Annotated in this window: 11 protein-coding genes; 1 reads left to right on the top strand and 10 read right to left on the bottom strand. The window is 46.6% G+C overall.

Annotated features, from left to right (window positions below):
* Positions 1-175: 175 nt before the first annotated feature.
* The 3 genes from PMG71_RS05480 to PMG71_RS05470 are packed head-to-tail and all read right to left on the bottom strand — an operon-like array spanning position 176 to position 2,674.
* Positions 176-1,969 (bottom strand): DNA polymerase III subunit gamma/tau, encoded by a 1,794-nt coding sequence (locus PMG71_RS05480; protein WP_283752641.1) that lies wholly within the window; start codon positions 1,967-1,969, stop codon positions 176-178.
* A 37-nt stretch (positions 1,970-2,006) separates the two neighbouring features.
* Positions 2,007-2,447, bottom strand: a complete 441-nt coding sequence (locus PMG71_RS05475) for a type II toxin-antitoxin system VapC family toxin (RefSeq protein WP_283752640.1) — start codon at positions 2,445-2,447, stop codon at positions 2,007-2,009.
* Positions 2,435-2,674: a hypothetical protein gene (locus PMG71_RS05470; RefSeq protein WP_283752639.1), complete on the bottom strand. Its 240-nt coding sequence runs from the start codon at positions 2,672-2,674 to the stop codon at positions 2,435-2,437. Before PMG71_RS05470 ends, PMG71_RS05475 begins: the two co-directional genes overlap by 13 nt.
* 188 nt (positions 2,675-2,862) lie before the next feature.
* Between PMG71_RS05470 and bchI the strand changes: the two genes are divergently transcribed.
* Positions 2,863-3,972: a magnesium chelatase ATPase subunit I gene (gene bchI / locus PMG71_RS05465; RefSeq protein ID WP_283752638.1), complete on the top strand. Its 1,110-nt coding sequence runs from the start codon at positions 2,863-2,865 to the stop codon at positions 3,970-3,972.
* A 257-nt stretch (positions 3,973-4,229) separates the two neighbouring features.
* On the opposite strand, the gene PMG71_RS05460 is transcribed toward bchI, so the two are convergent.
* The 7 genes from PMG71_RS05460 to PMG71_RS05430 form a co-directional block, all read right to left on the bottom strand.
* The gene (locus PMG71_RS05460) at positions 4,230-5,270 is read right to left on the bottom strand and encodes a hypothetical protein (protein ID WP_283752637.1); all 1,041 of its coding nucleotides are present in this window, start codon (positions 5,268-5,270) and stop codon (positions 4,230-4,232) included.
* Between the two features lie 139 nt (positions 5,271-5,409).
* The gene (gene tsf / locus PMG71_RS05455) at positions 5,410-6,069 is read right to left on the bottom strand and encodes a translation elongation factor Ts (RefSeq protein ID WP_283752636.1); all 660 of its coding nucleotides are present in this window, start codon (positions 6,067-6,069) and stop codon (positions 5,410-5,412) included.
* 80 nt (positions 6,070-6,149) lie between these two features.
* Positions 6,150-6,932, bottom strand: a complete 783-nt coding sequence (rpsB, locus tag PMG71_RS05450; RefSeq protein ID WP_283752635.1) for a 30S ribosomal protein S2 — start codon at positions 6,930-6,932, stop codon at positions 6,150-6,152.
* 216 nt (positions 6,933-7,148) lie between these two features.
* Positions 7,149-8,162: a cytochrome d ubiquinol oxidase subunit II gene (gene cydB / locus PMG71_RS05445; RefSeq protein WP_283752634.1), complete on the bottom strand. Its 1,014-nt coding sequence runs from the start codon at positions 8,160-8,162 to the stop codon at positions 7,149-7,151.
* Positions 8,163-8,189: 27 nt separating this feature from the next.
* Complete coding sequence (locus tag PMG71_RS05440) at positions 8,190-9,596, bottom strand: cytochrome ubiquinol oxidase subunit I (protein WP_283752633.1); 1,407 nt, start codon at positions 9,594-9,596, stop codon at positions 8,190-8,192.
* A gap of 197 nt (positions 9,597-9,793) precedes the next feature.
* Positions 9,794-10,792 carry an adenosine kinase gene (locus tag PMG71_RS05435; RefSeq protein WP_283752632.1) on the bottom strand — a complete coding sequence of 333 codons (999 nt, stop codon included), beginning with the start codon at positions 10,790-10,792 and terminating at the stop codon, positions 9,794-9,796.
* A gap of 99 nt (positions 10,793-10,891) precedes the next feature.
* Positions 10,892-11,485: a 50S ribosomal protein L25/general stress protein Ctc gene (locus PMG71_RS05430; protein WP_283752631.1), complete on the bottom strand. Its 594-nt coding sequence runs from the start codon at positions 11,483-11,485 to the stop codon at positions 10,892-10,894.
* Between the last annotated feature and the right edge of the window lie 17 nt (positions 11,486-11,502).

Genomic DNA, 11,502 nt, shown 5'->3' with positions numbered 1-11,502 from the left:
GCGCTTTGCGCTGTATCGGTGGACAGTAGGAAAAGATCCCCCCTTGCCCCCCTTAAAAAGGGGGGAATAGGAAAGTCCCCCTTTTTAAGGGGGATTTAGGGGGATCAAGATGTCCCACATAACAGCGAAAACTGCTGTATTACTGGAGTGGGAGCATCTTGCTCCCTACATTTGACTAAAATTCAATTTCGTCATCCTCATCTGCTGATTCTAAATAGGAAGCATCAGTCTCAAAATTTTCAGGTTGAGGCAAGGATATTTTATCCGGTATATCAATCAGTTCTCCCCGAAAAAAGTGGGCGAATTGTTGGGCAGCTTGTCTTACTTTCTGCTGTTCTCGCTGTTTTTCTTGTTCTACACTGGGTGCAGGTGGAGGTGCTGGCGATCTCCGGGTAACTGGTGTTTGCTCAACTGGTGGGTTTTGGACTGGAGGCGGCTGAGTCAGGGGCGTTTTTTTTTCTGTGCCATCGAGTAACTCAAACTTTAAATTAAAGGGATGATTAAAGCTTTTTTTGAAGGCTTCTTGCAGTTGAGGTTGAACGCCTTTAACTAAATTTTGCGCTCCTTTTTTATTGATGCCAATCTGAGCCGTATGGTCTTGTAATTTCAATAAAACACAGTAATTGGAAATTAAAACTTTAGTGCCCTGCAATTCTAAGTTATCAATCACCCTTTGCCAAAGTTGTTCTAAATTGTCAGAATTAACCGAAGTAACCGGTTGAGGGGGTTGAGTCTGTTGTGTGGGTTGGGCATGAGATGGGGGGGGTTCAACGGGTTTGGGTGCTGGAGAAATGGCGGGTTTGGGTGCAGGGTTAGGAGCAGGAGTGCTAACCACGGGTGCAGGAGTGGCTTGAACAGGGGGTTGGTTGGCTGAAAGTAAGCCTAATAATGTGACTTCTAACCACAGTCGCGGTTGGGTGGTATTTTTCAGTTGGCTTTCGCTCTCTTGAAGATGAGTTTGAGCAGCTAAAATTTGGGGGACGCTAAAGTGTTGGGATAAGTCGATCAATTGCTGCCAAGTGGAAGCGGTGAGGGCGACTAAATCTTGCCGTTTGGGTGCAGTTTTTGCAATCAGTAAATCGCGGTAAAAAGTGGTTAAATTATGCAGGAGGGTTAAGGGTTCTCGACCTCGATCTAGGATGCTTTTGGCTAAGTCGAGAATGTCGGGGGGATTTTGTTGGCTAATGGCGGCTAATAATTGTAATAAATCGCGCTCTGGAACTGAACCTACTAAGTCCCAAACCTGTTCCGATCCGACTTCGGTTAAGTCATCGGAACCGACTAATAAGCTGAGTTGATCGAGTAAACTTTCGGCATCCCGGAGTCCTCCTTGGGAAATTTGCGCCACTAGGGTGATGGCTTCGTCGGTAATGGCGATCGCCTCTTTTCTGGCAATATGTTTTAAGTGAGCCACCATAGACTCTAAAGGAATGCGTCGAAAATCGAACCGTTGACACCGGGAAATAATCGTAGGTAACACCCGTTGCGGATCGGTGGTGGCGAGGACAAAAACAACGCGATCGGGCGGTTCTTCCAAGGTTTTCAGCAACGAATTAAAGGCCGCCGTACTGAGCATATGACACTCATCAATTACATAGACTTTATACCGACATTGCACCGGGGCAAACTGCGATCGCTCAATAATTTCCCGAATATTATCCACCCCGGTATGACTGGCTGCATCGAGTTCCATCACATCCAAGGATGAACCCTTCGTAATTGAAACACAAATATCACATTGACCGCAGGGAGTCGCCGTCGGCCCCTGAGCCTGAATACAATTGAGAGACTTAGCCAAAATCCGCGCACTAGAGGTTTTCCCCGTTCCCCTTGGCCCGGTAAACAGGTATGCGGGGGCGATCTTATTCCGGTTTAGCGCATTCGAGAGCGTTTGCGCGATCGCCTCCTGTCCCACTAACTGGGAAAACATTTGGGGTCGATATTTATGATGGAGCGGTTCGTAAGTCACGGCCAATCATCGATAATGAACTTTTCTTCATTGAGCGTCAAATAACATCATCAAGAATTACGACTGAAGATAATCCTGAAAAATGTTCAAATGCACGGTCATTGGTTAAAAACAAATCACAACGAGCTGACATAGCAGTTGCTGCGTGAATTGCATCCGGTGTTTTCAAGCCGGTAGTTGCTCTCAATTGACTAGCATTGAGGATAATTTTTTTATCAATAGCAATCAATTGAATTCCCGTCCCTTCTAGGAAAGTTCTATAATTACCAACTAACGTCTGATTATTTTCTTTGATCGGTTTCACTAAAGTTTCCATTAATGTCAGTTGACTGGTAACTAATTCAATATCGCCAGCTTGAAACTTGTGCCAAAGGGGTTGTAGGCGAGCAGAATAAGAAACATGAGACTCAACAACATAAATGACAATTGCTGTATCTAGGTAAACTCGTTGGTAAATATCCAGATTTAACTGTCCCATGAGTTCCTTTCCATCATCAAATCATGATTAATCTCTTCCACCGAACGCTTAGGATGCTGATTCTGTAATTGTTCGATAAACGCCACAAATGAAGACCGGTTGATAGAAGCGGGAGGAGGAAACACGACAAAAACTTCCACCTCTTGACCTTCAGAACCAGAGGGAACTTGAATTTCCACTTTATCGCCCGGCAAAACCTTAGTGGTGATCCGAAGTGCAGATTGCATTATGGGAGGATTCATGGTTGGGTACACCATAGAGCGTCAAAACCACTCTATCGTAATCCTCCCGCGATCGGCCGGTCACCCTGAGTTTTCCCCTGCTCTTCAAAACCGTGCCCTTTTCAGGGAAGATAAGTAGGGGGGTTTATGCCCTCCTGATGCGATCCAATGAACCTAATAGACTAAGTAACCCTATGAATTCAGTCCTCGCCCCTGAGCAGAACTCAACCCCTGAAACTCCCTTATCTCCTGTGCAGCAGAGTCGTCCCGTGTTTCCCTTTACGGCAATTGTGGGACAGGAAGAGATGAAACTCGCCCTGCTGCTGAATGTGATTGACCCGAAAATTGGGGGAGTGATGATTATGGGCGATCGCGGTACAGGTAAATCGACCACTATCCGCGCCTTAGCAGATTTATTACCCGAAATTGAAATCGTTGCCGATGATCCCTTTAACAGCGATCCCCACGATCAAGAACTGATGAGTGATGAAGTCAGACAACGGGTGAACTACCAAGAAAACCTCCCCATTGCCCGCCGCAAAGTGATGATGGTGGATCTGCCCCTGGGAGCAACAGAAGACCGGGTATGTGGAACCATTGATATTGAAAAGGCACTCTCTGAAGGGGTAAAAGCCTTTGAACCGGGACTTCTAGCAAAAGCCAACCGAGGAATTCTCTATGTAGATGAAGTTAACCTTCTCGACGATCATTTAGTCGATGTTTTGCTCGACTCTGCTGCTAGTGGTTGGAATACGGTAGAACGGGAAGGCATTTCCATCCGTCACCCCGCTCGGTTTGTCCTCGTGGGTTCCGGCAACCCAGAAGAAGGGGAACTCAGACCCCAGTTATTAGACCGGTTTGGAATGCACGCCGAAATTCGCACCGTCAAAGATCCAGCCCTACGGGTGAAAATTGTGGAAGAGCGCTCTGACTTTGATGGGAATCCTAGGGAGTTTTTACAACGCTGTCAAACGGAACAGGAAGCTCTGCAAGAAAGATTGGTACAAGCTAGAGAGCGTCTTTCTTCGGTCACCATTGATTATGAATTGCGGGTGCAAATTTCCCAAGTTTGTTCGGAATTAGATGTGGATGGTTTGCGCGGCGATATTGTTACTAACCGTGCGGCTAAAGCCTTGGCGGCTTTTGAGGGACGCACGGAAGTTACCCTAGAGGATATTCAACAAGTGGTTACCCTCTGTTTGCGCCACCGTCTGCGGAAAGATCCCCTAGAGTCTATTGATTCGGGATATAAGGTGCAGAAGGTCTTTTGCCGGGTGTTTGGGTTAGCCGAACCGGAAGCATAAAGCGCTTCATGCAGCAGAAGGGTGATATCAAGTCCGGTTTCCGCAAGCGGACATGAAAATGGGAAAAGCGGGCAAGATGCCCGCATTCCTCTAATCCCTTGATGTTATATCAAGTCCGGATAAAGGGTGAAGAAGCGGGCAAGATGCCCGCACTCCTCTAATCCCTTGATGTTACTGGAGTGGGAGCGTCTCGCTCCCTGGATTTTTAATCAGGATACCCCTATCTCCCCATCTCCCCATCTCCCCATCTCCCCATCCTATTCCCTCTCCTCAATCCAACTCGATCGCCAGGCAGACTCTGCTTGGGCGATCGCATATTCCTTTTGTTTACGCTGATACTCTTGTCCCCTAGAGCGCAAGCGATCTTGTAAATGTCTAATTTGATTGCGGTAGCTCGTTACCCTAGCATCACTAAACTCGATATCCGAGAGGCGCAGGTTAATGAGCATGATCTTGAGAGGCAGAGAAAAGGGTAGAATGGCGATCGGATCGCGATCGTCATCCTCATCCTCATCCTCATCCTCGTCTTCATCAAAATCTCCCTTCTGCAAGCCAATAATCACCGGCGTAATTGCATCTTGATGTTGTTTGAGTAACCGTTCAGGCAGTTCAATTTGACCCTTAAAGTCTCCTTTTCTCCTCGGATTGAGAAAGGTTTCGGCCTCAATCGCTATGTTTAAAATATTCGGTAAACTCGGCGCGATCATCTCTTGAGTGCCCATCACCTGTTTAGCCAATTCGATTAAGGGTTCCGGTACATCTTCAGTAAAAATCCTCGCTTTTCTCAAGAGTTGATTCACTTCATGGGAGAAGGATTCTAACCACTTGAAAATCTGTTTTTCTAGCTTGTGCTGCCATTCGGCTAAAGCTTCCGGGTTCTTAATCAACGGCTGCTCTTCCTCAGATTCATCAACCCCTGAGTTTAAAGAGAAGTCTTCACTCTCTTGGGAATCATCTTCCTCTTCTTCGTTCTCGTCCTCCTCTGCTTCTGAAGGCAGAGCCAAAGTAGCTTCTAGGGGGCGAGTGACCATTTCCCGAATGTCTCGTTCTGCTCGTTGAGCGACATCTTTAATCCTTTCCTGTAACTGCTGTCTTCCAGTTAACGAAAGCTCCAGAAATTCGTGAGGATATCCTTGGGTACAAATTTGATAACTGGCTAAAATCAACTGTTGCCGCACTGCCGGCCCCAAATGTCGGGTATATTTGCCATAGATTTGATAAAATTCTTCTGCTAAAGCGGCGATCGCACTTTCCAACTCCTCGATCTCTCCTTCGATTCGCTGTAGGGGTCTAGCCATAATTCCACATTTACTCTAGGGTTTTCGATAGATTAAACCTTGAGATAGTAAAGGAGCGCAATAATCCTACGCCCCTCCCTCAGCCAGCATTCACCACTAGCCAATGGGGTAGGGAGGACTTAGCCCCCCCTTAAACCCCTTATTTACCAGCCACCTGTGCAGCCACTTCCTCAGCAAAGTTGCTTTCTTCCTTCTCAATCCCTTCACCCAAAACAAATCGAGCGAAGCGACGAATCTGAATATTCTCGCCTAACTGAGCGATCTTTTCTTTCACCAATTCGGCGACCGTCTTCGTCTGATCCTTAATATACACTTGATCGAGTAAAGTTAACTCCTTCAAGCGCTTTTCAATCCGTCCAGCCACGATTTTTTCCTTGATGTTATCGGGTTTATTACCTAAATCATCCCGTCCCATCTCAATCGCTTTTTCTTTCTCGACCATCTCCACCGGAATTTGGTCTACACTGATATACTCAACATTCGGACAAGCAGCAATTTGCATAGCAATATCGCGAACCAAGCCTTGGAAAGCTTCCCCACGAGCCACAAAATCCGTTTCACAGTTGACTTCTACCAGAACCCCAATTCGACCTCCGGTATGGATATAACTATCCACCAAACCCTCAGCAGCTACACGAGAGGACTTTTTACCTGCCGAGGCAATACCCTTTTGACGCAGCCATTCTGAGGCTTTTTCAATATCGCCATCGGTTTCTTTGAGCGCTTTTTTGCAATCCATCATGCCAGCGCCCGTTTTTTCCCGTAGCTCTTTAACCAGTTTTGCTGAAATTTCTGCCATGTTAATTCAGATTCTTGATTACACCAAAGTGCTTACGCACAGATGATTACTCTTTACATGATAAGGCTTGAAACAGATCTCTAGTTTTCGCTCTCTTCCTCATCTTCATCCTCGTCAAAGTCTTCATCATCGAAGTCTTCTTCCGCATCCGGATAATCATCGGAGTCGTCTACATACACTTCACCATGATGACCTTCATAAATCGCGTCTGCCAGTTTACCGACAATCAGCTTAATGGAACGAATGGCATCATCATTGGCTGGAATGGGATAATCCACCGTATCCGGATCGCAATTGGTATCCAGCAGAGCCACAATCGGAATATTGAGCTTAAGACACTCCTGAACCGCATTATACTCTCGCCGTTGGTCAATCACCACGACGATATCGGGAACTTTACGCATGGTTTTAATGCCGCCGAGGTATTTTTGCAGTTTACCCATTTCCCGACGCAATACCGAAGCTTCTTTTTTCGGGCGTAAGTCCAACGCTCCGCTATTTTCTAAGCGTTCGAGTTCTTTTAAGCGTTCTACCCGATTTTTGATCGTTGCCCAGTTGGTAAGCATTCCCCCCAACCAGCGCTGATTGATATAGTATGCACCACAGCGAGAGGCTTCTTGGGCAATAATGCCAGCCGCTTGCCGTTTGGTTCCTACAAATAAGACTTTTCTACCTTGCTCAGACATGGTACGCATGTACTGATAGGCTTCTTCAATTTTCTGGGCAGTTTGCACCAGGTCAATGATATGTACCCCGTTGCGGGAGGTGTAGATGTACTGCGACATCTTGGGATTCCAGCGACGGGTTTGGTGTCCGAAATGAACGCCAGATTCTAATAACTGAGCGAGTGAAACAACGGGCATAGATTTTTCTTCTCCTTTCGGGTTTATCCTCCATCTAGGTGGATTGATTTCCACGAGGGAAACACCCGAACCGCCTAGATGTGCGTGTTTAGACAACCTTACTATTAAAGCACAATTGGCGTGTTTTTGCTAGGAAAAGAGCTAAATTTTAGGGACAGGGGAAGAGGTGAGTAAAAATACTGCTCTTTCCCTGTCCCAGATTCAAATTCTTACGGATTATTCTCCGTAAGATTCTGTGGTGATTTTCCCTCGAAAGACCACGTAGTTGTAAAGGTTGTAGGCTAAGAGAATGGGAATCAGGAAGCCCACAAAGATGATCATGAATACCAGAGAGCTGGTATCTGATGCTGCTTGATAAATGGTGATGCTAGGGGGGATGATGTAGGGAAAAATCAAGAAACCTAAGCCGAGAAAAGAGGTAAAGAAGAGTAAAACTGTCCATAAAAATGGGGTAAAGTCTTCTTTGTTGCTCAGGCTACGGTAAAGCAAGAACACCAGCAGAACACAAGCTAATGGAATTAGGGAGAACAGGTAAATTTGAGGTGCTTCAAAGAGCCGAGAGCGCACAGAATTATAGAATATGGGAGTGCTAATGGTGATAAAGAGTGCGCCGACAAAGGTGGTTAGGGTGGCAATTTTAGCGGTTTTGAAGTGGGTTTGTTGGAGTTCTCCTGTGGTTTTCATGATTAGGTAGGTGGAGCCAATTAAAACATAGGCTTGAATGAGGGTTAAGGCGACTAAGATGGATCGCCAGGTTAACCAGTCAAAAGGGCCGCCGATAAAATGGCCGGCTTCATCCACAGCAATGCCTTCAAACACGGTTCCGAGGGCAAATCCTTGGCCGAGAGCAGCGAGGAAACTACCGATACCAAAGGCGTAATTCCAGAACCATTTGCTTTCTGAATTTTCCCGAAATTCAAAGGAAACGGCCCGGAAGAGCAAGCCGACAACCATGATGACTGCGGGGAGATAGAGGGCGTTTAAGACGGTTCCATAGGCGAGGGGAAAGGCCCCAAAGAGGGAGCCACCCATGAGAACTAACCAGGTTTCGTTGGCATCCCAGACATTCCCTAGACTGGTCATTAGGAACGATCGCTTTTCTTCGGAAGATGAGGTGATCGAAAGAATACCGACACCGAGATCGAAGCCGTCTAATAGAACATAGAGGAACAGAAACAGTCCCAGAATGAAAAACCACAGTTGAGGCAAAAAATATTCTAGAGATTCCATAGTGGGTAAGGGGTAATGGGCTAATAGCTAACTGGTGGCGGTTAACTGGTCATCCTTAACCTGAACATTGCTGGGTAAAGCAATTTCTAAATTGGGGCCTTTGCGAATAATGCGACTGCCAAAATAGAGTGCAGATCCGAGGAAAAAGATGTAAATACTGGTAATGCCCACTAGAGAAGTCAAAATTTCTCCGGGAGGGAGGTTAGAGGCAGCGTCTACGGTGCGAATTTGGCCATAAACAGTCCAGGGTTGTCGTCCCACACAACGCACTATCCAGCCGGTTTCTACGGCTAGATAGCCCAAGGGAGCGGCAAAAATCCAGGCTCGTAGGAGCCATTTTTGGGCGACAATTTTTGCTTCTGAAAGTTGCCCTCGGAGCCATTGTAGGAGGGTGACTGCGGCTAAAGCGGCTAGAAATAAGCCGATCGCAATCATAATGCGGAAAGAGTAATACACTAATCCCACCATATGGGGACGGTCTTCATAGGGCCATTCTTTGAGTCCATACACGGGTTCAGAGAGCTTAGGTTTTAGCTCTAGGAGATAACCGAGAGCATAGGGAACTTTGATTTCCCAATCATTGGTTTCGGTTTCTCCATTGGGAAGCGCTACCATGCTCCATCCGGCTGTTTCTCCTGCGGGGACAGTTTCCCATTGACCTTCCATGGCAGCGAGTTTGGTGGGCTGATGGTGATACACTTGTTCGGCGCTCAGGTGACCGATGAAGATTTGTAGGGGAGCAACGGCGATCGCCACTGCTAAAATAATTTTCAGGGATTTGCTAAAAAAGCCCACATTACGGCCATTAATCAGATACCAAGCACTAATCCCCCCAATCACAAATAGGGAAGTTTCTAACGTAGCAAAAAACATATGCAGGAAACTATTCACCATAAACGGGTTAGCAATCGCTGCAAAAAAGTCATGTACCACAAACTTGCCATCAATAAACTCGCCACCTGCGGGAGTTTGCAGCCAAGAATTAGCCGATAAAATCCAGAACGTGGATAAGTTCGCCCCAAAGGCCACCAAAATCGTAGCAATATAGTGAATCACTGGGGGGACTCTATCCCAACCAAACAGCATGATACCCAAGAAACTGGCTTCAAGCATAAAAGCCATCGTTGCCTCAAAACCGAGAACTGTACCAAAAAAGTCCCCCACCGCTTCCGAAAAGGGGGCCCAGTTCATGCCAAACTGAAAGGCCATCGGCAGTCCAGAAGCGACACCAATACCAAAATTGAGGACATAAATCCTGGCCCAGAATCGGCAATGACGATAATAGTCTGGGTTGCCCGTTTTCAGCCAGAGTCCTTCCAGAATGACTAAGAAAATGCCCATTCCTGTAGTGAGAACGGGCCAAAGCATGTGAAAAATTGCCGTTAAAGCAAATTGAATGCGCGAGAGCGTTACCGGGTCTGAAAGCCAATCCATGGACTGTTCTGCATACGATATAAGTTTTTGCTCTTTTGGTTTAACGGATAGTTCGTAATTTAGGCAAGGGTTGAGTAGGATACTTTAAGAAAGTTTACAGATTTTGGCGGTAATGAGTAATCGGAGCCACTCGAACAGATCCGAAGAAACAACAAGCGAGCAAGATGCTCGCACTCCTTAAAATCTAACAACTTCAGTTAAGATCCGAGAATAGCTGCCATCTGCTCTACAGGTGCTTTTTCCAACCGGGGCCCTTGAATCTGCACGATCGCCGATCCCAGATAATTCCCCCACCGAGCCGCTTGCGGCGCACTATAGCCATGGGTGAGTCCATACAATGCACCACCGGCAAAAGCATCCCCTGCACCCACCGTATCTAAAGGCTTAACCGGAAAACCTTCTACGGTAATCACTTCCTTGTTTTGTACTACTAAACACCCTTTACTACTATCCGTAATAAAGGCAAGATCGACCATTTCTCCGACTTTTTGGGCACAAGCATCTAGGTCTTCGAGGTCTAAAAATTGACGCACTTCATCCGCATTACAAAACAGCACATCACAATAATCTGTCACCACTTGGCGAAAATCATCGCGGAAACTGTGCAACAAAAACGGGTCAGAAAGAGTAAAGGAAACCTTCACCCCATGGCGCTTAGACTGCTCCATAGTCTCAATACTCGCTTTGCGGGTATCATCCCCTGTCCAAAGATAGCCTTCCACATAGCTATATTGACAACGTTTCAGCTTCTCCACATCAATATCACTGGGGGAAAGAGTTGTGGAAGCCCCTAAATTGGTACACATAGTGCGTTCTGCATCTGGGGTAGTCAATACCACACAAGTCCCCGTGGGGCCGTTTTCTAGAGGCGCAGGAGCCACTTCAAACTTAATTCCGGCAGCGTTCATATCCTGAGCATAAAACTGGCCATTGGTATCGGCGGCCACTTTACCGGTATAAAATCCTGTACCGCCACTTTGGGCGATCGCAATCATCGTATTAGCCGCAGAACCTCCAGACCTTAATTTCAGGTCATCTCGCTGGAGTCCCCCCAAAATTTTACCCTGAGCTTGGGCATCTACCAGAGTCATCACCCCACGTTCCAAAGACCGCTCCACAATAAAGGAGTCATCCACAAAGGCCAACACATCGACCAACGCATTACCCACACCAAAAACATCCACTTGATTACTCATACTAATTCTCAATCCTCCTGATATTCAAAAACGGAACAGCGCAAAAAAAAAGGGCGAACCGAAATCCGCCCCCAAAAGGGTAGTGTAAGAAAAACCTCTCTAATCTTTAGTCTCTTCTTCTGCCATTTTCCGGGTCACCCTAGAAGCCAATACCGTAACCACCAGTTGTTTCGGTTCGGCCATAATTTTCACTCCTTCGGGGATATTCAAATCTTTGACAGCCAAAGAACCGCCAACGGGCAGATCGCTGACATCCACATCAATAGCTTCTGGAATTCGATCGGGAGGGCATTGCACTCGAACTTCACTCAGGGGAGAATCGAGTAAGCCACCAGATTGTTTCACGCCGATCGCCTCTCCGACAAAGTTTAAGCGCACATCCACTTCCACGCTCTTTTGAGAAGCAATAGAAAAGAAACTCAGGTGATAAGGGAAACCTTTCCAGGGGTGGCGTTGCACTTCCCGCAAAAGAGCTTTACCGCTCCAAGAGAGTTCCGGGATATTGACATTAATCAGGGTATTGTTGACCACAGCACTTTTGAGCAGATTCTGTACCGTTTTATCATCCACGGTCAAAGAAATCGATTCATTGCCCTTGTGTCCATACAAATTAGCTGGGATAAATCCAGAACGGCGTAAGGCTCTGGGTTTAGTTCCCGCTTCTCTTTGGTGACACTCAATAGTAAGTTCCATAATCTCTGTTTCAGTGT

The organism is Roseofilum acuticapitatum BLCC-M154 (assembly GCF_030068475.1).
Lineage (GTDB): Bacteria > Cyanobacteriota > Cyanobacteriia > Cyanobacteriales > Desertifilaceae > Roseofilum > Roseofilum acuticapitatum.
The sequence above is the reverse complement of the archived record's forward strand: the minus strand, read 5'-3'. Positions and strand labels throughout refer to the sequence as shown.

Coding starts and splice junctions, on each gene's coding strand:
- PMG71_RS05475 (WP_283752640.1), bottom strand. CDS start 2,447: ATGGGACAGTTAAATCTGGATATTTACCAACGAGTTTACCTAGATACA.
- PMG71_RS05470 (WP_283752639.1), bottom strand. CDS start 2,674: ATGCAATCTGCACTTCGGATCACCACTAAGGTTTTGCCGGGCGATAAA.
- bchI (WP_283752638.1), top strand. CDS start 2,863: ATGAATTCAGTCCTCGCCCCTGAGCAGAACTCAACCCCTGAAACTCCC.
- PMG71_RS05460 (WP_283752637.1), bottom strand. CDS start 5,270: ATGGCTAGACCCCTACAGCGAATCGAAGGAGAGATCGAGGAGTTGGAA.
- tsf (WP_283752636.1), bottom strand. CDS start 6,069: ATGGCAGAAATTTCAGCAAAACTGGTTAAAGAGCTACGGGAAAAAACG.
- rpsB (WP_283752635.1), bottom strand. CDS start 6,932: ATGCCCGTTGTTTCACTCGCTCAGTTATTAGAATCTGGCGTTCATTTC.
- cydB (WP_283752634.1), bottom strand. CDS start 8,162: ATGGAATCTCTAGAATATTTTTTGCCTCAACTGTGGTTTTTCATTCTG.
- PMG71_RS05440 (WP_283752633.1), bottom strand. CDS start 9,596: ATGGATTGGCTTTCAGACCCGGTAACGCTCTCGCGCATTCAATTTGCT.
- PMG71_RS05435 (WP_283752632.1), bottom strand. CDS start 10,792: ATGAGTAATCAAGTGGATGTTTTTGGTGTGGGTAATGCGTTGGTCGAT.
- PMG71_RS05430 (WP_283752631.1), bottom strand. CDS start 11,485: ATGGAACTTACTATTGAGTGTCACCAAAGAGAAGCGGGAACTAAACCC.